The organism is Pusillimonas sp. DMV24BSW_D (assembly GCF_011388195.1).
GTDB classification, from domain to species: domain Bacteria; phylum Pseudomonadota; class Gammaproteobacteria; order Burkholderiales; family Burkholderiaceae_B; genus Neopusillimonas; species Neopusillimonas aestuarii.
The window spans coordinates 407369-432717 of the sequence record NZ_CP049990.1; the positions used below are offsets into that span (position 1 = coordinate 407369).

A 25349-nucleotide genomic window follows, 5' to 3' on the forward strand; every position below is an offset into this window, starting at 1 on the left:
TTCCAACCCTAAGCCTATGACGCCAGAAGCCACGCAACAGAACGAGCTACTGCGGTTTTCGAATGCCGCACTGGGCTATGGTGACTTCACCGTGCTCAAAGACATCGACATGCACATTTGTCGAGGTCAGGTCGTGGCCATGATGGGCGGCTCGGGCTCGGGCAAAACCACACTGTTGCGCGCGGCCACGGGGCAAATCTTCGCCCAAAAAGGCACCATTCATGCATTCGGGCAGAACATTGCCGACACCTCGCACAGCCAATTGCAGTCCCTGCGCCAGCGCATGGGTGTACTGTTCCAGCAAGGCGCCTTGTTCACCGACCTGAACGTGTTTGAAAACGTAGCCTTCCCTTTACGTGAACACACCGCGCTGTCGGAAGACGAAATCACCGCCAAGGTACTGGAAAAGCTGAACGATGTGGGGCTGCGGGCTGCGGCACACTTGGGCATTAACGAAATTTCCGGCGGCATGGCCCGGCGCGTGGCGCTGGCGCGCGCCATTGTGCTGGAACCCGAACTAATTCTGTACGACGAGCCCTTTGCCGGGCTCGACCCGATTTCCCTGGGGATCACCGCGCGGCTCATTCGCGATCTCACCAACCGCCTGAATTGCGCCTCTATTCTTATTACCCACGACGTGGCCGACTCGTTCGCCATTGCAGACCACATCTATATTGTGGGCCAAGGCAAACTGCTGGCGCACGGCACACCTCAGGAAATGCGCGAATCCACCGACCCGTACATTGAACAATTCCTTACCGGCGAACCCGACGGCCCCATTGCCTTCAATTATCCGGAAACGCCCGCGTTCAAAAACTGGCTGAATAAAAAGGGGCGTTCATGAGCATCGTGAATTTCATCAGCGCCATTGGCCGCCACATCCGCGAATCGATTGTGTCGCTAGGCGCGTTCACCCGTTTGTTCATCGCCATTCTGGCGCGCAGCGGCTCCGCGCTGAAACGCCCTGGGCTGGTGGCTCAGCAAATCCACTTCATCGGTAACTACTCGCTCATTATTATTGCCGTATCGGGCTTGTTTGTTGGCTTTGTGCTGGGCCTGCAAGGCTATTACACACTCAATCGTTATGGCTCGGAAGAAGCCCTGGGCTTACTGGTGGCGCTGTCGCTAGTGCGCGAGTTGGGCCCCGTGGTAACCGCGTTGCTCTTCGCCGGGCGGGCCGGTACCTCGTTAACGGCTGAAATCGGCTTGATGAAAGCCGGCGAGCAACTGGCTGCCATGGAAGTCATGGCGGTTGACCCGATTCGACGTGTATTGGTCCCGCGATTCTGGGGCGGCTTTATTGCCATGCCCATTCTGGCAGCCGTCTTTTCCATGGTCGGCATCATCGGCGGCTGGGTGGTGGGCGTGCTCATGATCGGCATCGACGCAGGCGTTTTCTGGTCGCAAATGCAAAACGGCGTAGACATTTTCAAAGACGTGGCCAACGGCGTAGTGAAAAGCGTTATTTTCGGCGCCGCGGTAACCTTAATTGCGCTATACGAAGGTTGGAACGCCAAAGCCACACCCGAAGGCGTGGCTCATGCCACCACCCGCACGGTGGTCAGCGGCGCGCTGGTAGTACTGGGGCTCGACTTCCTGCTCACCGCCTTGATGTTCAGCAATTAAGCTCACCCCAACCCCACGCCAAACCATTGTTTTAATGACGGAACGAACACATTAACGGAACAAACCATCATGACACGTGTTAAAACCGATTTCTGGGTAGGCCTTTTCGTGCTGCTGGGCATTCTTGCCCTGGTGTTCCTGGCATTGCGGGCAGGCAACCTCAGCTCGTTTTCATTTGCGTCCAACTACCAGGTGCAGGGTTATTTCGACAACCTGGGCGGCCTTAAAGTACGGGCGCCCGTGAAGAGCAGCGGCGTGGTGGTCGGCCGGGTGGCATCCATTTCATTCGACAACCAGCGCTATCAGGCACTGGTTACCATGGACGTCGAATCGCAATACGAATTTCCGTCCGACTCCTCCGCTTCAATCCTTACTTCGGGCCTGCTGGGTGAACAATATATTGGCCTGACACCCGGCGGAGATGACAAAATGCTGGAAAACGGCGGTACCATTCAGTTTACGCAAAGTGCCGTGGTGCTTGAAGAACTCATCAGCAAGTTCCTGTACAGTTCAGCCAGCGACCAGGGCACACCCCAACCGTTGCAAGATCCACAATAAAATACGCAAAACAGAGAAGCGCAAAATGAAAATATCAATGCCCACGCCGCTCCGCTCACGCCTTTCCAGGGTGCTGCCTGTGCTGGCCCTAACCGTTGCTGTTGCCGGTTGCGTACACGTACCCAACCCCAGCCCGAACGACCCCTGGGAAAGCTACAACCGCAGCATGTTTGCCTTTAACGACACGGTCGACAAGGCCTTCCTGAAGCCCATTGCACAAGGCTATGAGGCAGTGGTGCCGCAACCGGCCCGCAGTTGTGTCAGCAACATCTTCAACAATTTCAAAGACGTCTGGTCCTCCTTCAACAGCTTCCTGCAAGGTCGCGCATTCGACGGCATTAACTCGTTCGGCCGGGTACTCATGAACTCCACGCTGGGCATCGGCGGCTGTATCGACGTAGCCTCCATGAAAGGCGTACCCCGCGTTGTAAACGATTTCGGCATCACCCTGGGCGTATGGGGCTTCGGGCCCGGGCCTTACGTGGTACTGCCGTTCCTGGGGGCCAGCAACCTGCGCGACGGTACCAGCACCGTCGCCTGGTTCGCCTACGATTACTCACCGCCTTACGCGCCCATCTTCGCCATCGACAACATTCCGGTCCGCAACAGCATTATTGCCCTAGCCGTTGTCGACTTGCGCGCCAGCCTGCTTAGCGCCGACGAAATGGTCGACCGTATCGCGCTCGACCGCTACGCCTTTATTCGCGACGCTTACATCCAACGCCGCGCGGCACTGGTACAGGGCCAGCATGTTGACCCGAACACCACGCCCGAAGGCCTGCCCAAGTATGAAACCAACGACACGTTGCCCGATTACTCGGACGACGAAGACATGAACGACGAAAATGGCACTGCCGGTTCCGCATCGGGCGCACCGCAACCGGCCGGCCAGCAGTAGGTTCATAAACCAAGGAGCTTTATTTCCATGCTTAAACTGACGCGCGCAGTTAAGAACACGTTTTCAGGCCTGGCTTTAATGGGCCTTGTGGGTACATCCGGCCTGGTGGGTATCGCCGGCATAACCGGCATAACCGGCATAACCGGCGTTGCCGCACTGGCCACACTGCCCGCCACCGCCACAGCACAATCGCAACAAGTGAACGCCAAAGCGCCGCCCAACGACTTCGTTAAAACCGTAGCCGACAACGCCCTGGCGGCCTTGCGTGCCGACGACCAGGCAAAATCAGGTGACCTGAATCGCATTAACGCGTTAGTTAACGAATACATTCTGCCGTATGTCGACCTCGAAAAAACCACGCGCCTGTCGGCCGGCCGCTATTGGCGCCAAGCCACGCCACAACAGCAACAGGAACTAGTCGACGCTTTCAAGGGCACCCTCATTCGCACCTATAGCGGTGCGCTGGAACAAGCCGACGACGTGTCGGAAATCAAGCCGCTGCCGTTTCGTGGCGACCCGGAAGCGGAAGACGTGGTGGTGCGCACCCAGCTTACCCAACGCAACGGCCCCCCCGTTAATGTGGATTACCGTATGGAAAACAGCCCGAACGGCTGGAAAATCTACGACCTGAATGTAGAAGGGATCTGGCTGATTCAGAACTACCGCAACCAGTTCGCCCAGCAAATCAACCAGAACGGTATTGACGGCTTAATTACGGCGCTGAACCAGCACAATGCGCGTTAAACGGCGCCCAGCACGTACACGCTACCCTGAACAGCAATAAATACCAATAAAAACTACAATAGAGGTTTTGCGAGGCCCCTTAATGCCTCGCGTTGATTTTTTTATCTATGTCCGCACTCAGTCTGAATCACGTATCAAAAGTCTATCCGCCGCGTTCGGCAGGGTGGCGCGGGCTCTTGCGCCCCGGCATGAAGCAGCGCCCGGGTTTTCAAGCTCTGAACGACGTTAGCCTTACCGTTGAGCACGGTGAATTTTTCGGCCTGCTTGGGCCCAACGGCGCCGGCAAAACCACCATGATTTCCATTCTGGCCGGTTTGGCGCACGCCACCTCGGGCAGCGCCAGTGTATGCGGGCACGATGTTGTTACCGACTACAAAGAAGCGCGCCGCTCGTTGGGCGTCGTGCCTCAAGAACTGGTGTACGACCCGTTCTTCACCGTACGCGAAACCCTGCGTTTGCAATCGGGCTACTTCGGCCTGCACAACAACGACGACTGGATCGACGAAATCCTTTACAACCTGGGGCTCGACGACAAAGCCAACGCCAATATGCGCGCCCTTTCAGGCGGCATGAAACGCCGCGTGCTGGTGGCCCAGGCGCTGGTGCACCGTCCACCGGTCATTATTCTGGACGAACCCACCGCCGGGGTCGATGTCGACCTGCGTCGCACCTTGTGGGAATTCATCTCGCGCCTGAATAAAGAAGGCCACACCATTTTGCTGACCACGCATTACCTGGAAGAAGCCGAAGCCTTGTGTGGCCGCATCGCCATGCTGAAAAGCGGCCGTATCGTGGCGCTGGATACCACCGAAGCCCTGCTGGCCCGCGTGGGCGGGGCCGACCTGGAAGACGCGTTTGTGCGCATTATGCACAATGAAGATGCACTAAAGGCCTCCGCATGAGCAAGTCGTTAATTCAACCCCGCACCGATCTGGGCTCCGGCTTTCCCACCCTGCTGCGCAAGGAAATCATGCGCTTCTGGAAAGTGGGTTTTCAAACCGTGGCCGCCCCCGTGCTCACGGCGCTGCTGTATTTGCTTATTTTTGCGCATGTGCTGGAAGACCGCGTCCAAATTTACGGCACCATTCCGTATACCGCGTTCCTCATTCCCGGCCTCATGATGATGAGCATGTTGCAAAACGCCTTTGCCAACCCATCGTCATCGCTTATTCAAAGCCGCATTACCGGGAACCTGGTATTTGTGCTGCTGCCGCCCATTTCGCACCGAGAGTTCTTCGCCGCCTACTTAATTGCCGCCATTTTGCGCGGCCTGGCCGTGGGGCTGTGCATTTGGGCCGTCTCCCTGCCGTTTGTCGACCTGCCGCCGCAGAACCTGCTGTGGATTCTGGCGTTCGCCATGCTTTCCTGCGGCATTATGGGCGCGCTGGGCATTATTGCCGGGCTGTGGTCGGAAAAGTTCGACCAACTTGCCGCCTTTCAAAACTTCCTGATTATGCCCGCCACGTTTTTGTCGGGTGTGTTTTATTCCATTCACAGCCTGCCGCCCTTCTGGCAAGCCGTGTCGCACTACAACCCCATTTTCTACACCATCGACGGCTTCCGCTATGGGTTCTTCGGCGTATCCGACGTCTCCCCCTGGACAAGCCTGGCGGTCGTAACCGGGGTGTTCGTTGTGTTGTGCGCCTACACGATGCGCCTACTGGCCGCCGGCTACAAACTGCGATCATAAAATTATGCTGCCTACACCTGAAGAAGTTCGCCAATACATTAGCGACAACCTGAATTGTGAACACATTGAAGTCGCGGGCGACGGCTCGCACTTCGAAGCGGTTATTGTGTCGCCCGAATTTGCCGGAAAGCGGCTCATTGCCCGCCACCAACTGGTGTATAAAGCCCTTGGCGAGCGCATGAAAAACGAAATCCACGCTTTGTCCATGCGCACCCTGACGCCCGACGAATACAACGCCAACGCGAATGGATAAGCTACGCATCACCGGGGGCCAACCCCTGCAGGGTGAAATCACGGTTTCCGGCGCAAAGAACGCCGCGCTGCCCATTCTGTGTGCCGGCCTGCTAACGGCCGACACACTGGCGCTTACCAACGTACCGGCGCTGCAAGACATTCACACCATGCTGAAACTGCTTCGGCAAATGGGTGTGAAAGGCGACCTGAACGGCGACGCCACGCTGGCGCTTAATGCCGGGCAGTTAACCAAGTTGGAAGCGCCATACGATATGGTGAAAACCATGCGCGCCTCCATTCTGGTGCTAGGCCCGCTGCTGGCCCGCTTCGGCGAGGCCCGTGTCAGCCTGCCCGGCGGCTGCGCCATTGGCCAGCGCCCGGTCGACCAGCACATTAAAGGCCTTACCGCCCTGGGCGCGGAAATTCGCATTGAGCACGGCTATATCATTGCCAAAGCACCGCGTTTGAAAGGCGCCACCATCCGCACCGACATGGTCACCGTCACCGGTACCGAAAACCTGATGATGGCCGCCACCCTGACCGAAGGCCGCACGATTCTGGAAAACGCTGCGCGCGAACCCGAAGTAACCGACCTGGCCGAGCTGCTGATAAAAATGGGTGCCCGTATTCAAGGCCACGGCACCGACCGCATTATTATCGACGGCGTGCCAACACTGCACGGTGCCGAGCACAACATTGTGGCCGACCGCATTGAAGCCGGCACCTTCCTGTGCGCCGTCGGTGCCACCGGCGGCGACATTACGCTGCGCCACGCCGCGCCCGACACCCTGGGTGCCGTGCTCGACAAACTGCGCGAAGCCGGCGTAGGCATTGAAACCGGGCCCGACTGGATTCGCGGCACCATGAACCGGCGCCCCAAGGCCGTGAGCTTTCGCACCTACGAATACCCGGCCTTCCCCACCGACATGCAAGCCCAGGTCATGGCGCTGAACACGCTGGCCGACGGCACCGCCGTTATTGTCGAAAACATTTTCGAAAACCGCTTCATGCACGTGCAGGAACTGAGCCGCATGGGGGCGCAAATCGACATCGACGGCCACACCGCCATTGTGACCGGCGTGAAAGCGCTTTCCGGCGCCACCGTCATGGCAACCGACCTGCGCGCCTCGGCCAGCCTGGTCATTGCCGGTTTGGCCGCAGAGGGCGACACCACGGTGGAACGCATTTATCATTTGGATCGTGGCTACGAGCATATGGAGCACAAACTGCGCCAGGTCGGCGCCCACATTGAACGGATTAAACAGGAAGCCCTATGAGTCCCGCCACCGCCAACGTACAAGCGCCGCTTACTCTGGCGCTATCGAAAGGCCGGATTTTTGAAGAGACCCTGCCCCTGCTGGAAGCAGCCGGCATTCAGGTAAGCGAGAACCCGGAAAGTTCGCGCAAACTGATTCTGCCCACCAGCGACCCGGGGCTACGTTTAATTATTGTGCGCGCATCCGACGTCCCCACCTATGTGCAGTACGGCGCAGCCGACTTCGGCATTGCCGGCAAAGACGTCTTGTTCGAACATGCCGCCCAGCACCCCGGCGGCCTGTACCAGCCTATTGACCTGAACATTGCCAAATGCCGCCTGTGCGTGGCCGTACGCGAAGGCTTCGACTACGAAGCTGCGGTGGGTCAAGGCTCGCGCCTGCGCGTGGCCACCAAATACGTGCAAGCCGCGCGTGAACACTTCGCCCGCAAAGGCGTGTATGTCGACCTGATTAAATTGTATGGCTCCATGGAGCTGGCACCCCTGGTGGGGCTGGCCGATGCCATTGTCGACCTCGTCTCAACCGGCGGTACCCTGCGCGCCAACCATTTAATGGAAGTGGAAGAGATTGCACATATCTCGTCGCGGCTTATTGTGAACCAGGCGTCGCTAAAAACCCGCGCCCAGGCATTGCAACCTCTTATTGATGCATTTGCAAAAGCCACCGCAGACAAATAGCATTAAGCTTCACACATCTTTAATTGAAAACGCCCCAGTTACCTTTATTTAATTAGTACAGCTATTTTCAGCACCATCATGCCATCCATTCAGCGCCTTCGCTCTACCGACCCCAACTTTGCGGCCACCTTGCGCAAACTGTTGGCCTTCGATGCTTCGCAAGACGAATCCATTGAACGCGCCACGGCCGACATTCTGAAGGCGGTTGAGCATACAGGCGACACCGCTCTGCTGGAATACACACAGCGCTTCGACCGCGTGCAGGCCGGCAGCGTGGCGGAACTGGAAATCCCCAAGTCGGAATGGCTGGCCGCGCTGGAAAGCCTGCCGGCTGAACAGCGTACCGCCCTGGAACAGGCGGCCGAAAGGGTACGCAGCTACCACGAACACCAAAAAGCCCCAAGCTGGTCGTACACCGAGGCCGACGGCACCGTGCTGGGCCAAAAAATTACTCCGCTCGATCGCGTAGGTCTGTACGTACCCGGGGGCAAAGCGGCCTATCCATCGTCAGTACTCATGAACGCCATTCCCGCCAAAGTGGCCGGGGTGGAAGAAGTGGTCATGGTGACACCCACCCCAAACGGCGTGCGCAACCCCATTGTGCTGGCCGCCGCTGCCATTGCCGGCGTTGACCGCGCCTGGGCCATTGGCGGCGCACAAGCGGTGGGCGCGCTGGCGTACGGCACGGCCACCATTAGCCCGGTAGATAAAATTGTGGGCCCCGGCAACGCGTACGTGGCTGCGGCCAAACGCCGCGTCTTCGGCACGGTCGGCATCGACATGATTGCCGGCCCCAGCGAAATTCTAATCATTGCCGACGGCACCACGCCGACCGACTGGATCGCCATGGACTTGTTCTCGCAGGCCGAGCACGATGAACTGGCGCAAAGCATTTTGCTATGCCCCAACGAAGCGTACTTAGACCAAGTGCAGGAAGCCATTGATCGCCTGCTGCCCACCATGCCGCGTGCCGACATTATTCGCACCAGCCTGGCCAACCGCGGCGCATTAATTCTGGTGCAAGACCTTGACGAAGCCTGCGCGATTGCCAACGACATCGCGCCCGAGCACCTGGAGATTTCCACCGAAAACCCCAACGCCGTGGCCGACAAAATCCGTCATGCAGGGGCCATTTTCCTGGGCCGCTACAGCTCGGAATCGCTGGGCGATTACTGCGCCGGGCCGAACCACGTTTTACCCACTTCCCGCACCGCACGTTTCTCTTCACCCTTAGGGGTGTATGATTTCCAGAAACGCAGCAGCATTATCCAGGTTTCGCACAACGGCGCCCAAACCTTAGGCACCATTGCCGCGCACCTGGCTTATGGTGAAGGCCTGCAAGCTCACGCGGCCAGCGCGGAATACCGCCTGGATACGCCGCCAAAGCGCTAAGCACACTTTCACCCGAACACATGGCCGCCTTAACCCGGCCCTTTTGCACAGAAAGACCTTAAACCATGCGTACCGCTGAAATTTCACGTAACACCAACGAAACCCGTATTCGTGTGGCCATTAATCTAGACGGCACCGGCCGCCAAACCATTAACACGGGCGTCCCTTTCTTAGACCACATGCTCGACCAAATCGCGCGCCACGGTTTAATTGATCTGGACATCCACTGCGACGGCGATACCCATATCGACGACCACCACACCGTGGAAGACGTGGGCATTACGCTGGGCCAGGCCGTGGCCGCTGCGGTGGGCGACAAAAAAGGCCTGCGCCGCTACGGCCACGCCTACGTACCGCTCGACGAAGCGCTTTCGCGCGTGGTGATTGATTTTTCAGGCCGCCCCGGGCTGGAATTCCATGTGCCGTTCACCCGCTCGCACATTGGTACGTTCGACGTCGACCTTACCCAGGAGTTTTTCCAGGGTTTTGTGAACCATGCCTTAATGACGCTGCACATCGACAACCTGCGCGGCACCAACTCGCACCACCAATGTGAAACCGTGTTCAAGGCCTTTGGCCGCGCGCTGCGCATGGCCGCGGAAATCGACCCGCGCGCCGGCGGCACCATTCCTTCCACCAAAGGCTCGCTGTAAGGCTTTATTGTGAACACCATTGCCATTGTTGATTACGGTATGGGCAACTTTCACTCGGTTGCCCGCGCCCTGCACGCTGCTGCGCCCAACGCCGACATTCGTATCTGCCGCGACGCCCAATCCATTCGCGACGCCTCGCGCGTGGTGTTCCCCGGTCAGGGGGCCATGCCCGACTGCATGCGCACCCTGAACGAATCAGGCCTGCGCGAAGCCGTGGAAGAGGCCGCACGCAACAAACCCCTCTTGGGCGTGTGCGTGGGCGAACAAATGCTGTTCACCACCAGCGAAGAAGGCAACACACCCTGCCTGAATATTTTCCCGGGTAAAGTCAAACTGTTTGCCGGCCCTGAATTCGCTTCATCGAAACAACACGGCGATAACGATCACGAACTGCTGAAAGTACCTCACATGGGCTGGAACCGCGTATGGCAAACCCAGACCCACCCCTTGTGGAACGGCATTGAAAACGGCACGCATTTTTATTTCGTGCACAGTTTTTACGTTGCGCCCGACCAGGCCCAATTAACCGTGGGCGAAAGCCATTACGGCATTCCCTTTACCTGCGCCGTGGCGGCGGAAAATATTTTCGCCGTCCAGTTTCATCCGGAAAAAAGCGCAGATCCCGGCCTACGCCTGTATCGGAACTTTGTAGACTGGCACCCTTAACGGGTTTGTTATATTTTTAAACAACACACCAACCTTTCGGCACTTTAAACTGGCCCTAAACCATCATGCTTCTGATTCCCGCTATCGACCTCAAAGACGGACACTGCGTACGCCTGCGCCAGGGCGACCTGGACGACGCCACCATTTTCTCGGAAGACCCGGCGGCTATGGCCTCCGACTGGCTCGACCAAGGCGCACGCAGGCTGCACCTGGTTGACCTGAACGGCGCCGTCGCCGGCAGCCCGAAGAACCTGGCGGCCATCAAAAACATCCTGGACGCCATCGACGAAGAAATTCCCGTGCAAATCGGCGGCGGCATTCGCGATCTGAACACCATTGAAGCGTATCTCGATCTGGGCTTGGCTTACGTTATTATCGGTACGGCCGCCATTAAGAACCCCGGTTTCCTGCGCGACGCCTGCAGTGCCTTCCCCGGTAATATTATTGTGGGGCTCGACGCACGCGAAGGTAAAGTGGCCACCGACGGCTGGAGCAAACTCACCCGCCACGACGTCATCGACATGGCGAAGAAATTTGAAGACTATGGTTGCGAAGCGATTATCTACACCGATATCGGCCGCGACGGCATGCTGCAAGGCGTGAACATCGACGCCACCGTGAAACTGGCCCAGGCAGTGACCATTCCTGTTATTGCATCGGGCGGCGTAACCGACCTGAAAGACATTGAAGCCCTGTGCGCCGTAGAAGAAGAAGGTGTGGAAGGCGCCATTCTGGGCCGCAGCCTGTACGAAGGCACGCTCGATTTCGCCGCAGCACAAACCCTGGCCGACGAACTGAACGGCGAAACCGAGTGAACCAGGCTATGTCCACCCCACCTGCGTCTAATGAACTGACACGCCGCATTATTCCGTGCCTGGACGTTACCGCCGGGCGCGTTGTGAAAGGCGTGAACTTCGTGGGCCTGGTCGACGCCGGCGACCCCGTGGAAATTGCACGTCGCTACAATGAACAAGGTGCCGACGAACTCACGTTTTTAGACATTACCGCCACCAGCGACAACCGCGACCTGATTCTGCCCATTATCGAATCCGTGGCGTCACAAGTGTTCATTCCGCTTACCGTCGGCGGCGGCGTGCGCAAAGTGGCCGACATTCAGCGCCTGTTGAACGCCGGAGCCGATAAGGTGTCTATTAACAGTGCGGCGGTCATTAACCCCGAACTCGTTCGGGAAGCCTCGCAGTATCATGGCTCGCAATGCATTGTGGTGGCGATCGACGCGCGCCAGGTTTCCCAGCCCGGCGAACCATTGAAATGGGAAATTTTCACTCACGGGGGCCGTAAAGCCACCGGGATCGACGCGGTGGAATGGGCCGTTAAAATGGCGGAATACGGGGCAGGCGAAATTCTGCTTACCAGCATGGACCGCGACGGCACAAAATCGGGTTTCGACCTGAACCTCACCCGCGCCGTATCCGACGCCGTTCCCATTCCCGTGATTGCATCGGGGGGGGTAGGCAACCTGCAGCACCTGGTGGAAGGCGTCACCACCGGCCGGGCCAGCGCTGTGCTCGCCGCCAGTATCTTTCACTTCGGCGACCACACCGTGCACGAAGCCAAAGAACTCATGGCGCAACAAGGTATCCCCGTTAGGCTGTAAAGCAAGGAGGCCGAATATGAGTCAACCGCAAACCCATACCGCTGAAACGGCCGGCCCCGCCTGGCTGAAAGAAGTGCACTTCGACAACAGCGGCCTGATTCCCGCCATTGCGCAAGATGCCGATACCGGCACCTTACTCATGGTGGCCTGGATGAATCGCGACGCCCTGATGGAAACCGCCCAAACCCAGCGGGCGGTTTACTGGTCGCGCTCGCGCCAGCGGCTGTGGCGCAAAGGCGAGGAATCCGGCCATGTTCAACAGGTAAAGGAAATCCGCCTGGATTGCGACGGCGATGTCATTTTGCTGAAAGTAAAACAGGAAGGCGGCATTGCCTGCCACACCGGCCGCGAAAGCTGCTTCTTTCGCCGCCTGGACACCACCAGCTGGACAACCACCGATCCTGTACTGAAAGATCCGGAGCAAATTTACAAATGAGCTCAACGCCAAACACAGCACAGATTCTGGCGCGCCTGGCCGACACCCTGGAAAGCCGCCTGCCGCAAAACGGCGGCGACCCAAGCGCGTCGTATACCGCCAAGCTGCTGGCCAAAGGGCCCGATGCGTTCCTGAAGAAAATCGGCGAAGAAGCCACCGAACTGGTCATGGCCGCCAAAGACAACGACCGCGAAAAAATTGTGTATGAAACCGCCGACTTATGGTTTCACACCCTGGTGGCATTGGCGCATTACAATGTGCGGCCCGAAGACATTCTGAAAGAACTGGCGCGGCGCGAAGGTGTGTCGGGCCTGGAAGAAAAAGCGAAGCGAGGCGCGTAACCCGCGAAAAAAATATACAGCATACTATCGCATTCCCTACCCTTTTACCTGCCACGCACTTCGGTAGAATGGTTAGAATGAGCAGATAAACAAATGTGCAGCAACCTGCTGCCTTACGGAGATTGAAATGGGTAGTTTCAGCATTTGGCACTGGCTTATTGTTCTGGTTATTGTGGCCCTGGTGTTCGGTACCAAAAAACTGCGCAACATGGGTGAAGACTTGGGCGGCGCCGTTAAAGGCTTCAAGAAAGGCATGAACGACGCCAACAGCGAAGGCGAGCAAAACAAAAAGCCCGAAGCCGTTACTCAAAAGACCGAAGACAGCGACACTATCGACGTTCAGGCCAAAGAAAAGAAAGACGCGTAAACCGCCATGTTTGGTCTGAGCTTCACCGAACTCATGATCATCGGCGTGGTTGCGCTGCTGGTCATCGGCCCCGAGCGCCTGCCCAATGTGGCCCGCACCGTGGGCCATCTGCTGGGTCGCGCGCAACGTTACGTAAACGACGTGAAAACCGACATCAAGCGTGAAATGGATTCCGCTGAAATCGGCAGCTTGAAAGGCCAGATTGAAGACGCGGCCAAATCGGTGCGCAGCTCGGTCGACGACGCCGGCAACACCATTCGCAACCCGCTTGAAGAAGCCAAGAAAGCGCTACAAGACACCGAACAGACACTGAAAGAAACCGAACAGTCGATCGACTCTTCGATTCGCAGCAAGCAAAGCGAACCCTCGAGCGATAAAGCTACAAGCGTGCCGCCCGACGACACCGCAGGCACCAAGAAAAACGGAACTGAAACGTGACAGCCGAAGAAGAAAGCAATTCCGAATCCTTCGTCTCGCACCTTATCGAGCTTCGCACGCGCCTGATTCGCGCAGTTGGTGCCATTCTGGGCATCTTTATTATTTTGTTCCTGTATCCAGGGCCCTCGTTTCTGTACGACGTTCTGGCACAGCCCATGCTGGCCACCCTACCTAGCGGCACCCGCATGATCGCCACCGGCGTCATCACGCCCTTCATGGTGCCGGTTAAAGTTGCGCTGCTTACCGCCTTTGTACTGGCCTTGCCCATTGTGCTGTATCAGGCCTGGGCGTTTGTCGCCCCAGGGCTGTACAAACACGAACAAAAACTGGCACTACCGCTCATTTTGTCGGGTACGGTGCTGTTTTTGCTGGGTATGGCTTTTTGCTATTTCGTCGTCTTCAAAACCGTCTTTGAATTCATCGCGGGCTTTGCACCGCAATCAATCACGCCCGCGCCCGATATCGAAGCCTATGTCAGTTTCGTTATTACCATGTTCATGGCCTTCGGCATTACCTTCGAAGTGCCCGTAGCAGTTGTGCTGCTGGTAAAAAGCGGCATGGTCAGTGTGCAAAAGCTACGCAGTGCGCGCGGCTATGTGGTTGTGGGGGCCTTCGTTATTGCCGCCATCGTCACCCCGCCCGACGTCATCAGCCAGTTCATGCTGGCTGTTCCCCTGTGTGTGCTGTATGAAGTGGGGCTGCTGGTCGCTTCAAGAATGAAGCCTTCGGAACGCGAAAAAGAAGCCGACGACGAATAGTTCAAGCAGCCCAAAAACCGTACGCTTTAAAAAATGCAATAAGTCCTACCACTATCTCTTTTATTCGGCCCCATAACACCAGTTTTGGGGCCGTTTTCTTTTGCTTTTCAAGCAAACATTCAGTGAACTTAAGCTGAGTTATCCATAAGGTTTTACCCTAATAAACAGCCCAAAATGGCCTCTTTCCATTGACAGGAAGGGGCTATTTTACTTATCATATATAGGTACTATCGATAGTAAGATAGTATAACACGACGTTAGCACAATCACAAATGTTTTTTTACGGCGAATTGTGTGGCGCATGTGTTGAAACGACTGTGTGTAATGAAACTAGCAGCATTCAGGCAGTACCGGCCATCGCTTCTGCGATGGCCGCTTTCAGGGGGCTAAATGAGCAATACAGCACAACTAACACGCATGGTTCGCCTCAGCGAGGCCTTGCCAAACCTACCCGAGCAGGCACTGTTCCACGCCGGGCCACCTTACAAAGACGGCCCGCCGGACGCGGTACTGAACGCAGCGGCCCAGGCCGCAGTCATGGAAGGGTGGGCCACAGACACCGACGCCGCGCGCGGCTTGCTTTTGCAATCGCCGCCGGCCATTAAATTGCTGCCGGCGCAAGATCACGGCCTGGTCGTCCCACTGGCCCAAGTGGCCGGGCCCTCCACCTGGTGTGTTGAAGTGGGCAACGAAGCATTGAAGGTGTACTCGCCGGTTAGCGAAGGGCCTGCACCCGCATTACGGTTCGGCTCCATCGACCCCCTATGCCGCGAACGCGCACAGAACGACTGCAAGCAATTCGCCGACCACATCAACCCTTTGTTGGAAAACGCGCCCATTCATCCGGAAGCGCTGATGCAGCAGGCCTTGCAATTGGGTGACGACGGCCATGCCATTGTGGGCGCCGGTACAAAATTATGGGTGAACGCGCTGGAAAAGCTACCCGAAGCCACCCGTGAAAAAATCCTGACCAATGCCGGCTTCGCCCTGACCACGTGGATGGCCTATTGCAGTTGGAAGCTGCGCACCTCTTCCAGCGCCATTAATGCCATTGGCGCCAACGGCATTGAGTTCGGCGTGAAATTCAAAAACACAAACGAATGGATCACGGTCAGCGCACCGCCGCCCAGCGGCCCCCGCTTCAAGCCCGATCATCCGGCACAATCCCTGGGAGCCATCGGCGATAGCGCCGTGGTCGACGCCTGCGGCTATGGCGGGCAGGCATTGAAGAACGCCCCTACGCTGCTTACCGAATGGAAAGACTACCTTCCAGACGATGCCACGACACGGCCCGACCACATTCTTTGCCCTGAAAGCGGTTGCATCGACCCGGCGCGCATCCAGGCAGCTCGCCTTGCTCCCATCATCAACCTGGCCATTCTTGATCGCCAGGGCGCCGATACCCCGATTGGCCGCGGCCATTACTGTCCGCCGCTTTCCGTCTTTCAACAACCTTCTTAAGCAGGAACAAAAATGACGCTACAGAACAAAGTTGCGCTGGTCACCGGGGGGGCAATGGGCATTGGCTTTGCCGTAAGTGAACACCTGGCCGAACAAGGCGCACGCATTGTGATTGCCGACCTGAACAACGCGCAGGCCGCGGCCGAGAAACTCAAGCAGAAAGGCCATCAGGCCATCGGCGTGCAAGCCAATGTGGCCGAGGAAGGCGATACGGAACATATGGCGAAGGCCGCCCTCGACGCCTTCGGCCAAATCGATATTTTGGTCAACAATGCGGCCATTTTTTCATCGATTCAACAAAAGCCATTTGAACAATTAACCGCGCAAGAGTGGCGCTCGTTGGTCGACGTCAACGTCATTGGCCAGTTCCTTTGCTGCAAAGCCGTGCTACCCACGTTCAAAGGACAGGGCGGCGGACGCATTATCAATATTTCCTCGGGCGTGGCCTTCAAGGGCAACCCACACATGTTGCACTACGTTGCCTCCAAAGGCGCCATTGTCTCCATGACACGGGCCCTGGCAACCGAATTGGGGGAACACAACATTCTGGTGAACAGTGTGGCCCCCGGTTTCACGCTCAGCGAAGGCGTTATGAAAAACGCCGAACTGGCCAAACGCTCATCGCAATTTTCCGTTCGGGGCCGCGCCCTTGCGCGCGACATGCACCCCAATGATTTAGTGGGTGCCGTGGCATTTTTCGCCGGGCCGGGCTCCGCTTTCATTACCGGGCAAACGCTTGTGGTCGACGGTGGGTCGTACTACCACTAACGCTTTTAAAGGAGTTAAACAATGGAATTCGTCAAAAATACTTGGTATCCCGTCACTTGGTCAAACGAGGTTGACCGCTCGCTCACCCGTCATATGATCGCCAACGAGCCCGTCGTGGTTTTCCGTCGCCAAGACGGCTCGGTTGCCGCGCTTCACGATGCCTGCCCGCACCGGCTTGCGCCGCTGTCTTTGGGCACGCTTATCGACGACGCAATTGAATGCGGCTACCACGGCATGACATTCGACTGCTCCGGCCAATGTATCCGTATCCCAGGCCAGGAAGTGATTCCCAAAAACGCCACGGTGCGCGCCTACCCCATTGAAGAGCGCTACGGCCTGGTGTGGATTTGGCTGGGCGACCCCAAACAAGCCGACATCAGCAAAATGTTCAACGTGCCCCAGTACGGCCAGGAAGGCTGGCACGCGGTACAAGGCGGCGTATTGCGCATTGAGTGCAATTACTTAAGCCTGGTTGAAAACCTCCTCGACCCCGCGCACGTCACCTTCGTGCACAAATCCACACTGGGCACACCCGCCGGCGCATCGATCCCAGTTAACAACGATTACGGCGACAACAGCATTTCCGTATGGCGCTGGATCCCCGACGCGCCCCCCATCCCCTTATTCGCCAACTTCGCCAAAATGACCGGCCAGGTCGACCGCTGGCACTACTACGACTACACCCCGCCCTGCTTCTTCGATATCGACATGGGCACCTGCGCAACCGGCTCCATCAAAGACCCGGAAATGCGTCATACCGGCGTGCAAATGCATTCGTGTCACGTGCTCACCCCGGTTGATGACCGCACCGTGCTGCAATATTGGTTCCACGTGCGCAATTTCCGCGTTGATGAGCCGGAGATCGACCAAGAGCTGAACGCCGCCCTTGAGTTCGCCTTCAAGGAAGACAAGATCATTCTGGAACGGATTCAGCAAGAGCAGGAACGCGACCCCAATGCCAAACAAATCACATTAGGCATTGATGCCGCTCCGCGACGCATGCACAAAATGGTTCAAAAACTTATAGAGGAGGAACGCCAACACCTAAATACAACCGCAAATGCAGGCGTGGCCACCTAAACACATTCGGCTGCGCCATTTCAACTGAAGCTTGCCAAAAACCATTAGGAGACAACCATGAAAACCATGGGAATCAAAGCTTTAATCAGTGTCATTTCAATCATGGGTGCCGCGCAAGTGGCCCACGCCGCCGACGTCATCAAGATTGGCGTTAACCAACCTTTAACCGGCGTGGTCGCGGCCGCCGGCACCTTTGTTGCAGAAGGCGCCAAAATTGCCGCAGCCGAAATCAACGAAAACGGCGGCGTTCTAGGCAAAAAGCTGGAGCTTGTTATTGAAGACAACAAGAGCAACCCAACCGAAGCCTCGAACGTGACTGAAAAATTGATCGTACGCGATAAAGTGCCTGCGATCATGGGTGCCTGGAGCTCCACCTACACCCTGGCCTCCATGCCCAAACTCATGGAATACCGCATTCCCATGCTGGTTGAAACCGCCAGCTCGTCGAAAATAACCAAACAGGGCAACCCGTACGTTTTCCGCATTAGCCCAACCAGCGCCATGGAAGCGGCCAGTTTTGCCGACCGCGTCAAACCCATGGGCATCACCAAAGTTGATTTCCTGGTGGTGAATAACGACTGGGGCCTGGGCGCAGCCCAAGCCTACGGCGAAATGCTCAAGGCCCAGGGTGTTGAGGTGGGCGAAACGCACATTATGGACGCCGCCGCGCAAGACATGACATCGCAGCTTGCCGCCATCAAGCACGCCAAAAAGCAACCCAGCCATGTGTTCCTAACCAGCGGCACGGAACAAATTACGCTGGTGGCCAAACAAGCCGAAGCCTTGGGCATCGACGTTCCGTTCATTACAACGGGTGGCATCATGCCTCAACAGCTTATTGACCAGGCCGGGAAGGCAGCCAACAACACCTACCACGTCATGTTCTTCGTACCCTGGTTCCCCGACGCCACTCTGAACCCTGAAGCGGCACGCGGCTTTGTGGCGCAATGGGAAAAAATGGGTCTCGACCCAGCCGGCTCACCTGAGGGCGCACGCGGCTACGACGGCATTCACACGCTTGCCGCCGCCATTGAAAAGGCCGGCGAAGCAGACCCTGCAAAAATCCAGGCGGCACTTTGGAAGACCGAAATCGACGGGCTTACAGGGCATGTCAAATTCAATAAAGACGGCCCGGCAGGCAAGGAAAGCGGCCAAAGCGTTCCCATGACCTATCTGGTCAAGATCGAAGACGGCAAGATCGTGAACACCGACTAACCCTCTTACCCAACCTTACTTTTAGCCACCCCACGCATGCGCCCCAAGCGCATTCGCGTGGGGCCTTCCAAGGAACCCTCATTCATGATCCGTATTCATTATGTCGACCCCGACGGCAACACAACCACGCTTAACGTCCCCGACGGCCAGAACCTCATGCAGGCTGCGGTGCAAAACGGTATTGACGGCATTGTGGGGGAATGCGGCGGCTCGCTGGTATGCGCCACCTGTCATTGCTATGTTGACCCCGCCCGGCTGTCTGAGCTGAACCCTCCCACGGAAGAAGAGCTGGAACTGCTGGAAGAAGTCGCCGCACAAAGAAAAGACAACAGCCGTTTGTCGTGCCAGATAAAAGCGTCTGCGGCACTCGACAACCTAAGCATCACCACCCCTGAAACCCAGTATTAACGATTTCATCCCCATGGAAAACCACATTGTAATTGTCGGTGCCGGGCAAGCCGGCCTGCAGGCGGCCGAAACACTGCGCGCCGAAAAATACAGCGGTCTGATTACCTTGCTGGGCGACGAACCCCATACGCCCTACCATCGCCCGCCCTTATCCAAAGACGCCCTGAAAGAAAAGCACTTTGATTCCTTGACCATGCGCGGACAAAACGTGTTCGAGCGCAGGAAAATTACGCTGCGAACGGGGTGTCGCGTCTCGGCCATTCACCCCAACCGCCAAACCGTTGAGCTGGATACAGGCGAAAGCCTTTCCTACTCCGGTTTATTGCTTGCCACCGGCGCGTCGCCGCGCCTGTTTCCCGGGCAAGAGCCCAATGCAAAAACCATCCATGTCTTGCGCTCGCGCGGGCACTCGGAAGCAGTGGCCGAACGTTTAAGCCTTTGCCAAGCCCGGCAAGAACCCGTTGTCGTTATCGGTGGGGGATTTATTGGCCTGGAAGTGGCCGCCGTGGCCCGGGAAATGGGGCTTGAGGTAACCGTACTTGAGGCGGGCAACCAATTAATGGGCCGGGTCGCCACCCCCGTGCTTGCCAAAACCTTCCAGCAGCGCCATGAAAGCCGAGGCGTTCACATAAAGCTGAATGCACGCGTAACGCATTTAAGCGAAGCCGACGACCGTGCCACCATTGAACTGGCCGACGGACAACGTTTAACCGCAGGCCTGGTGGTGGTGGCCATTGGCGTAACCCCCAACGACACGCTGGCACAAGAAGCCGGTATTGTGTGCAACAACGGCATTGTGGTTGACGCATACGGGCGCACCTCGGCACCCCATGTTTTCGCCGCCGGCGACTGCGCAGCGCGTAGCAACGGCAACGGCCATTTCCTGCGCCTGGAATCCATACAAAATGCCATTGAACAAGGCAAAGCGGCGGCCCGTTCAATACTGGGCCAAAGTCGCCCCTTCCACGACACCCCGTACTTTTGGTCGGATCAGTTCGATATGAAGCTGCAAATTGCGGGCGTTGCACACACCGTAACCACCTCGGTGGTGCGCGGCAACACCTGCGACGCCGCCTTTTCCATCTACAACTATGCCAACGAACGTTTGGTGTCGGTGGACACTTTGAATGCGCCCAAGGAACATATTCTGGCCAGAAAAATGTTAAGCCAGGAGGTTTGGCCCACGCCGGAACAGGCCGGTGACCCTGAGTTTGATTTATCGGCGCTTACGTCCGGCGCGGCAACATCGCCTTAATCCACCCGTAACCACTCACCAGCACAATACCGGCGGTAACCAGAATGGCGCCCACCACAAAGCTGGTGTCCAGTGGTTCATTCAACAACACCACGCCCAGCACAATGCCGAACATGGGGGTCATAAAAGAAAACACCCCCAGGCGCGATGCCAGGTATTTGCGCAGCAACCAGAACCAGCACAAATAACTGAAGAACGAAATGACCACGCCTTGAATCAGCACGCTGCCCCACACCATGGGCGTGTGGTTCACTTCGGTTTGGCCACTTACAACGGCGGCCACCAGCAATAACGCAAAGGCGCCGATCAGTTGATACAGCAAGGTTTTGGTGGCCGGTGTGTTCGATAGTCCGGTATTGCGTATGACCACCGTGGTTAAACCCCAAGCTGCGCCCGCCATCAGGCCCAGAAAGTCGCCCAACAATATATTGCTCGCGTTCTCGGCCTGGTTTTCACCGGGCGCCAGAAAGGAAATGGCCACCCCCACAAACGCGGCAAAAATACCAAACCACTGCAACGGCGCCAACCGTTCTTCAGGTAGGGTGAAATGCAAGCCCAGCGCCGCAAAAAACGGTGCGGTATAAAGAAACACGGCCATGTGCGAGGCCGTGGTGTAGCGCAAGCCTTCGCCCAGTAGCAGGAACTCCACCGCAAACAAAAAGCCCACCACCAGGCCGGCTTTCCAGGTTCCGTCGCCCAGGCTCAGCGGAATGCCCCGGCGCCACATCACAAACGCCACCAGGGCGGCACCAATAATAGAACGCAAGGCAATTTGAAACGTGGGTGCCATGTCGGCCGCCACAGCCTTAATGGCAATTTGCTGAAACGCCCAAATCAAACACAACAACACCATCAGGCTGAACGCCTGAGTGTCAATTTGCTTTCTATCCGGCACCATTACGCTTCGTCGGAATGATTCGCCACGCCCCGTCGCACCACAATAGGCACCGCCCCCAACTGCTTCTTGGCCACCCACTGCGCCAATGAGGCATCCAGGTAATCGGTATGGCCCGGAAACCAGTCGGCCAACGCCACCGACAAGCGGCGTATTTCGCCGGCTTCGCCACCGCCCTCAACGTATTGCGCCACCTCGCGCATGGAGTTCAGCACCCCCGCGTGTTCATTCGCATGACACTCACGCGCCGGAAACGCCGTGGTTTCCATGTAATGCTCTTCCTGCGCAAAATGCGCTTCGCTGTGCTGAATAAGCTTGTACAAATGCGGCAACAATTCGCTTTCAGGCACCTTAAGCAAGGCATCCACAATATCAACAAACTCGCGATGCGTATCGTCGAAGGGCTCGTACCCCACCAGGAACTTGTCTGTCCAGGTTAGGGACACCGCCGGGGTGTCAGTGTGCATGACGTCCACCTAAATTCAATAACAAAGTCAAAGGGCATCATAGCAAAAACCCTAGGTGTGGGGGTGTTTTTGCTGACGACAAATCACTCACTGTTCGGCGTACTCCCCATTCTTTTACTTTCAGAATAGGTAGCTGCGCACTTATGCGCATACGCCAAACAAACTATTTTTATTCTCTCGACATTATATTTTTTTGTTAATACAATTAAATATTGCATTGCGTAAAGCAAATATGCGAGAGGTACGCTTGTATGAACAAAAGACAGCACAGCAAAAGCACCACTGAGCCGGAAAACCCAGAATGGACGGCGTTAGAAGTAAATAGCGCAATGCGCCTGACTGAGCTACCCAGCTCGTTACAAAAAAAATTACGTGGTCAAAGAGGGCCTCAGAAAGCACCACGAAAGCTTCAAACCGCCATTCGCTTCGACGCCGACATTGTTGAAGCCTTCAAAGCACAGGGGCCTGGCTGGCAAACCCGCATGAACGACGCATTACGTGAATGGCTTAAACAGCAGGCTTAACCCCCTAAAACACCTCACGCCAGTTCAACTGCACGCCGTGGTCTTGCACCCCCGCACCATAAACCCCGCTATACCCCAGCGCCAAGCCGGCAGTGCGTGACACTTGCCCGGCCACGATTAACGCCACATGCAAGGCGTTTTCCAGCACCGGTAAACCGTTCGAGGTAAACACCGCCTGGCTGCGGCTATGTTTAAAACGCTGGCTGGAAGCCACTTGTGTATTTCCACCCGCATGGCGCCAGGCCACGGTAAGCCGCGCCAGCGCCGCACCGGTGAGGGTTTCAATGCGCGCCTGTCCGCGCACGCCCAACTGGCTGTACCACACTGTGTGGCGCGAAGGGCTAACCGCCAAGGCCGCCGCACCACCCTCTTCGGTAAAACCACCGCCGCGCAACTGCACTCCGGCCAACCGCACGAACGGCGACACCGCATACTTTGCCCGCCCCCATTTCGCTGGTAACCAGGCACTTTCCCACGCGCGCCAGGCGGCTTCACCAAACACCTGCACGGTATGGGCCGAAGTTGCGCCCGTTAATTGGTCGCGCAGGGCCCCGGCCGACACCACACGGCCCGTATTCACTCTATGACGGCTGTACGCCAAACCTGCCACGGTTGATACCCGATTCCGGCGCCACGCCACATTCAACCCAAAATGCAGGGTATCGGCGCGTGCATTGGTACCCGCGCCCCCACCGGCCTGGTCCATACGAGCGAATTGGCCGCCCACCATGCCACCCAACCACACATTGGGCGCCACACGGTGTTGCGCCCCGGCAAACACCCCTTGCACCGAGCGATTGTCACCCCATACACCATTTCGACCCGACCGTGAGCGGTCGGCATGAAACGCCCGCGCCCAGGCACAGGTGCGCCCACCTTGCGAAACCGGCATTGCAGTGACGGGCCGCACGTTACCCAATGCTCCGGCGCAAGAGCCTTGCGCCAACGCCTCAAACACGGCCTCACGCACAAAGCGGCTGTCTTCCAGCAAGCCGGACTGCACCGACGCCAGCCACGCACCGCCCAGTTGCTGGTAAGCACGACGCGCCGTGGGGGCATCCAGCCCCACCACCCCATCGAACAAATCGGGGTTAGGCGACTCCCCACCCGGCCCGCCATCGTCTATCTCTTCGGCCACGGCTTCTTCATCCGGCGTTTCGGCCGGGTCGGTTAGCGGCGTGTCATTGCGCGCCAATGTAAGAAACACAGAATTCGCGCCATAGCTTAAAGAAGGCGTTAGAAACGTCAGGTTGCTGGTAACCGTATCGAAACGGGTACCCGCCAACCCACCGCCGGCCGACAAAATAGTGAACTGCGTTTCCGGCTGCCAGGCGCCGTTGGCCGCCAGGGTACGCACCGTGCCCGCCAGATAAGCCGTACCCCCTACATTCAATGAATCTACTTGCCCATCAGGCTGCGCTTCCACCTCGAACACCGAGCCGCTATTGAACACCGCATCGCCCTGTACCGTGAACGTGCCGATACTATTGCCGGGTGCCAACACGCCCCCGGACGCCAACTGGAACGAACCCACGCTACCCACCCCTTCCAGCCGGGCCGACGCATTCACCTGCACCGCGCCGGGCAACGCGGTATTCACCGCCAGCGCCCCTTCGTTCACCACCCATTGGCCAGTGAACGGCGCGGCATCGCCCGTTAAATTCAAGCGCCCCGCCCCCTGCTTCACCACCCGTGCATTGCCCAGCAACAAACCGGCATGCTCGGCCTGCCCGCTTGCCACGCGCCAATGCACCTCGGTATTGGGCACCACATGAATACCCGGCGTGTACCAGGAAGCCGGCAACGTGGCCGCCAAGTCCACTTCCAGTGCCTGCACCGCCGAAGCCACGCGCACCCCCGGCGCGTACTCCAGTTCCGTACCCGTATTGGCATGCACCATGCCCCACCCGGCCGCCGAATTGTGTTCCAGCGCCAAACGCCCCTGCAGCAAACGCGTGGTGCCCCGGTACGTATTGGCCGCCGCCAAAGAAAGCGTGCCGGCCCCCAGTTTGGTCACGCCCTCCATGGAACCCATGGCATTACCCAACGACCCGGCCAGCCGCGCGCTTGCGCCGTTATACACATTCAGCACCGCCGTATCGCCAATGTCATAAGCCTGAACCGTTTCAAACCCCGCCTGGTTTAAATGTGCAATGTCTCCCATGAACACATAGGGCGCCTCGGGCAAACCGGGCAACGGCGCCGCACCGCCACCCGCCGTTTCACCCGCCTGGGCCGCGCTAATACCTACACCTCCTTCCCACCGCCCCGCCGACCCACTCACCAAAACACAGAACACCACCACGCAAATACCGCGCACCACTCTTCTTAAGCTTGATTTCATCGTTTGTCCTTATCGTTATGCAATTTGCCATGGGCATGACAAATTTGTCATAGATTCTGGACCAAAAACTAAAGAAATTGCTCAAAATTCCGTAATCATTATTCTGAACCCTGTTTTTCCGCGTTTTGGGGCGTGCGCCACACACATTAAGCAGGGAAAAATAACAAAACACACAGTAAAGAGGTTTTATGGAAACGGAATTCTCGCCCACCGCCGTGCTGGTCAATTCACTCATCACGGCCGGCACGCAACTAGGCCTAAGCCACGGCGAACTGGCCGCAGTGCTGGGCCTGCACCGCAGCGCCATCAGCCGCCTGAAACACCGCCCCAGCATTGACCCCGACTCCAAACAAGGAGAGCTGGCGCTTATGCTGATTCGCATCTACCGGGCGCTACACGCCCTTACCGACGGCAACCCAAAGTGGATGCAACACTTCATGCGCGAGCCCAACAGCCTTACCGGCGACGTTCCCGCGCGGCAAATACAGGAAATCGGCGGCTTGATGCGGGTGATGTTTTGCGTTGAGTCACTTCAGTATCCGGCGGCTTAGCAGGGCAA

General features: G+C 57.5%; 31 protein-coding genes. 28 read left to right on the forward strand and 3 right to left on the reverse strand.

The genetic code is table 11. The annotated features are described in order from the left end of the window. Positions 1 to 16: 16 nt before the first annotated feature. From G9Q38_RS01865 to G9Q38_RS01990, 26 genes are all read left to right on the forward strand, one after another. Entirely contained in the window at positions 17 to 844 is an 828-nt protein-coding gene (locus G9Q38_RS01865) for an ABC transporter ATP-binding protein (protein WP_166127250.1), read from the forward strand. Beyond that, positions 841 to 1626 (forward strand): lipid asymmetry maintenance ABC transporter permease subunit MlaE, encoded by a 786-nt coding sequence (gene mlaE / locus G9Q38_RS01870; RefSeq protein ID WP_119441715.1) that lies wholly within the window; start codon positions 841 to 843, stop codon positions 1624 to 1626. Before G9Q38_RS01865 ends, mlaE begins: the two co-directional genes overlap by 4 nt. Before the next feature lie 69 nt (positions 1627 to 1695). Continuing rightward, on the forward strand, positions 1696 to 2184 hold the full coding sequence (gene mlaD, locus G9Q38_RS01875; RefSeq protein ID WP_114419279.1) for an outer membrane lipid asymmetry maintenance protein MlaD: 489 nt from the start codon (positions 1696 to 1698) through the stop codon (positions 2182 to 2184). A gap of 37 nt (positions 2185 to 2221) precedes the next feature. After that, positions 2222 to 3082, forward strand: coding sequence for an MlaA family lipoprotein (locus tag G9Q38_RS01880; RefSeq protein WP_166127253.1), 861 nt, complete (start codon positions 2222 to 2224; stop codon positions 3080 to 3082). A gap of 78 nt (positions 3083 to 3160) precedes the next feature. Then, entirely contained in the window at positions 3161 to 3826 is a 666-nt protein-coding gene (locus G9Q38_RS01885; protein WP_166132280.1) for an MlaC/ttg2D family ABC transporter substrate-binding protein, read from the forward strand. A gap of 107 nt (positions 3827 to 3933) precedes the next feature. After that, positions 3934 to 4728, forward strand: coding sequence for an ABC transporter ATP-binding protein (locus G9Q38_RS01890; RefSeq protein ID WP_119441717.1), 795 nt, complete (start codon positions 3934 to 3936; stop codon positions 4726 to 4728). Beyond that, a complete protein-coding gene (locus G9Q38_RS01895) occupies positions 4725 to 5516 on the forward strand; it encodes an ABC transporter permease (protein ID WP_114419275.1) in 792 nt (263 codons plus the stop codon). The genes G9Q38_RS01890 and G9Q38_RS01895 overlap by 4 nt, the downstream gene beginning before the upstream one ends. A gap of 4 nt (positions 5517 to 5520) precedes the next feature. Next, entirely contained in the window at positions 5521 to 5769 is a 249-nt protein-coding gene (locus tag G9Q38_RS01900; protein ID WP_166127255.1) for a BolA family protein, read from the forward strand. Next, the gene (gene murA, locus G9Q38_RS01905) at positions 5762 to 7027 is read left to right on the forward strand and encodes a UDP-N-acetylglucosamine 1-carboxyvinyltransferase (RefSeq protein ID WP_166127257.1); all 1266 of its coding nucleotides are present in this window, start codon (positions 5762 to 5764) and stop codon (positions 7025 to 7027) included. The genes G9Q38_RS01900 and murA overlap by 8 nt, the downstream gene beginning before the upstream one ends. Beyond that, positions 7024 to 7704 carry an ATP phosphoribosyltransferase gene (hisG, locus tag G9Q38_RS01910; protein WP_119441719.1) on the forward strand — a complete coding sequence of 227 codons (681 nt, stop codon included), beginning with the start codon at positions 7024 to 7026 and terminating at the stop codon, positions 7702 to 7704. Before murA ends, hisG begins: the two co-directional genes overlap by 4 nt. A gap of 78 nt (positions 7705 to 7782) precedes the next feature. Beyond that, a complete protein-coding gene (hisD, locus tag G9Q38_RS01915) occupies positions 7783 to 9096 on the forward strand; it encodes a histidinol dehydrogenase (protein ID WP_166127259.1) in 1314 nt (437 codons plus the stop codon). A gap of 65 nt (positions 9097 to 9161) precedes the next feature. Next, positions 9162 to 9749 (forward strand): imidazoleglycerol-phosphate dehydratase HisB, encoded by a 588-nt coding sequence (gene hisB, locus G9Q38_RS01920; protein ID WP_166127261.1) that lies wholly within the window; start codon positions 9162 to 9164, stop codon positions 9747 to 9749. Between the two features lie 9 nt (positions 9750 to 9758). Continuing rightward, positions 9759 to 10415: an imidazole glycerol phosphate synthase subunit HisH gene (gene hisH, locus G9Q38_RS01925; protein ID WP_166127263.1), complete on the forward strand. Its 657-nt coding sequence runs from the start codon at positions 9759 to 9761 to the stop codon at positions 10413 to 10415. Positions 10416 to 10480: 65 nt separating this feature from the next. Next, complete coding sequence (gene hisA / locus G9Q38_RS01930) at positions 10481 to 11230, forward strand: 1-(5-phosphoribosyl)-5-[(5-phosphoribosylamino)methylideneamino]imidazole-4-carboxamide isomerase (protein ID WP_166127265.1); 750 nt, start codon at positions 10481 to 10483, stop codon at positions 11228 to 11230. A gap of 8 nt (positions 11231 to 11238) precedes the next feature. Next, complete coding sequence (hisF, locus tag G9Q38_RS01935) at positions 11239 to 12033, forward strand: imidazole glycerol phosphate synthase subunit HisF (RefSeq protein ID WP_166127267.1); 795 nt, start codon at positions 11239 to 11241, stop codon at positions 12031 to 12033. A gap of 16 nt (positions 12034 to 12049) precedes the next feature. Beyond that, entirely contained in the window at positions 12050 to 12469 is a 420-nt protein-coding gene (hisI, locus tag G9Q38_RS01940) for a phosphoribosyl-AMP cyclohydrolase (protein ID WP_166127269.1), read from the forward strand. Further along, positions 12466 to 12810, forward strand: coding sequence for a phosphoribosyl-ATP diphosphatase (locus G9Q38_RS01945; RefSeq protein ID WP_166127271.1), 345 nt, complete (start codon positions 12466 to 12468; stop codon positions 12808 to 12810). Before hisI ends, G9Q38_RS01945 begins: the two co-directional genes overlap by 4 nt. Positions 12811 to 12937: 127 nt before the next feature. Further along, positions 12938 to 13177: a Sec-independent protein translocase subunit TatA gene (gene tatA, locus G9Q38_RS01950; protein WP_114419265.1), complete on the forward strand. Its 240-nt coding sequence runs from the start codon at positions 12938 to 12940 to the stop codon at positions 13175 to 13177. A 6-nt stretch (positions 13178 to 13183) separates the two neighbouring features. After that, the gene (gene tatB, locus G9Q38_RS01955; RefSeq protein ID WP_166127274.1) at positions 13184 to 13615 is read left to right on the forward strand and encodes a Sec-independent protein translocase protein TatB; all 432 of its coding nucleotides are present in this window, start codon (positions 13184 to 13186) and stop codon (positions 13613 to 13615) included. After that, on the forward strand, positions 13612 to 14373 hold the full coding sequence (gene tatC, locus G9Q38_RS01960) for a twin-arginine translocase subunit TatC (RefSeq protein ID WP_166127276.1): 762 nt from the start codon (positions 13612 to 13614) through the stop codon (positions 14371 to 14373). The genes tatB and tatC overlap by 4 nt, the downstream gene beginning before the upstream one ends. Positions 14374 to 14763: 390 nt before the next feature. After that, positions 14764 to 15834 carry an oxamate carbamoyltransferase subunit AllG family protein gene (locus G9Q38_RS01965; protein WP_166127279.1) on the forward strand — a complete coding sequence of 357 codons (1071 nt, stop codon included), beginning with the start codon at positions 14764 to 14766 and terminating at the stop codon, positions 15832 to 15834. Positions 15835 to 15846: 12 nt separating this feature from the next. Continuing rightward, positions 15847 to 16602 (forward strand): SDR family NAD(P)-dependent oxidoreductase, encoded by a 756-nt coding sequence (locus G9Q38_RS01970; RefSeq protein ID WP_166127281.1) that lies wholly within the window; start codon positions 15847 to 15849, stop codon positions 16600 to 16602. Positions 16603 to 16623: 21 nt separating this feature from the next. Beyond that, positions 16624 to 17682, forward strand: a complete 1059-nt coding sequence (locus G9Q38_RS01975) for an aromatic ring-hydroxylating dioxygenase subunit alpha (RefSeq protein ID WP_166127284.1) — start codon at positions 16624 to 16626, stop codon at positions 17680 to 17682. Positions 17683 to 17739: 57 nt separating this feature from the next. Next, a complete protein-coding gene (locus G9Q38_RS01980) occupies positions 17740 to 18897 on the forward strand; it encodes an ABC transporter substrate-binding protein (RefSeq protein WP_166127286.1) in 1158 nt (385 codons plus the stop codon). Positions 18898 to 18981: 84 nt separating this feature from the next. Continuing rightward, entirely contained in the window at positions 18982 to 19305 is a 324-nt protein-coding gene (locus tag G9Q38_RS01985; RefSeq protein ID WP_166127288.1) for a 2Fe-2S iron-sulfur cluster-binding protein, read from the forward strand. 13 nt (positions 19306 to 19318) lie between these two features. Then, positions 19319 to 20560 (forward strand): NAD(P)/FAD-dependent oxidoreductase, encoded by a 1242-nt coding sequence (locus G9Q38_RS01990; RefSeq protein WP_166127290.1) that lies wholly within the window; start codon positions 19319 to 19321, stop codon positions 20558 to 20560. On the opposite strand, the gene G9Q38_RS01995 is transcribed toward G9Q38_RS01990, so the two are convergent. Continuing rightward, positions 20532 to 21458 (reverse strand): DMT family transporter, encoded by a 927-nt coding sequence (locus tag G9Q38_RS01995; protein WP_370523874.1) that lies wholly within the window; start codon positions 21456 to 21458, stop codon positions 20532 to 20534. The genes G9Q38_RS01990 and G9Q38_RS01995 overlap by 29 nt on opposite strands. Continuing rightward, on the reverse strand, positions 21458 to 21922 hold the full coding sequence (locus G9Q38_RS02000) for a bacteriohemerythrin (RefSeq protein WP_119441744.1): 465 nt from the start codon (positions 21920 to 21922) through the stop codon (positions 21458 to 21460). The genes G9Q38_RS01995 and G9Q38_RS02000 overlap by 1 nt, the downstream gene beginning before the upstream one ends. Before the next feature lie 251 nt (positions 21923 to 22173). Here G9Q38_RS02000 and G9Q38_RS02005 point away from each other — a divergent pair, with 251 nt between their 5' ends. Further along, entirely contained in the window at positions 22174 to 22446 is a 273-nt protein-coding gene (locus G9Q38_RS02005; protein WP_166127292.1) for a BrnA antitoxin family protein, read from the forward strand. 4 nt (positions 22447 to 22450) lie between these two features. On the opposite strand, the gene G9Q38_RS02010 is transcribed toward G9Q38_RS02005, so the two are convergent. Further along, positions 22451 to 24790, reverse strand: coding sequence for an autotransporter outer membrane beta-barrel domain-containing protein (locus G9Q38_RS02010; RefSeq protein WP_166127296.1), 2340 nt, complete (start codon positions 24788 to 24790; stop codon positions 22451 to 22453). 188 nt (positions 24791 to 24978) lie between these two features. On the opposite strand from G9Q38_RS02010, the gene G9Q38_RS02015 reads away from it, so the two are divergent. Next, complete coding sequence (locus G9Q38_RS02015) at positions 24979 to 25341, forward strand: antitoxin Xre-like helix-turn-helix domain-containing protein (RefSeq protein WP_166127299.1); 363 nt, start codon at positions 24979 to 24981, stop codon at positions 25339 to 25341. Positions 25342 to 25349: the final 8 nt, after the last annotated feature.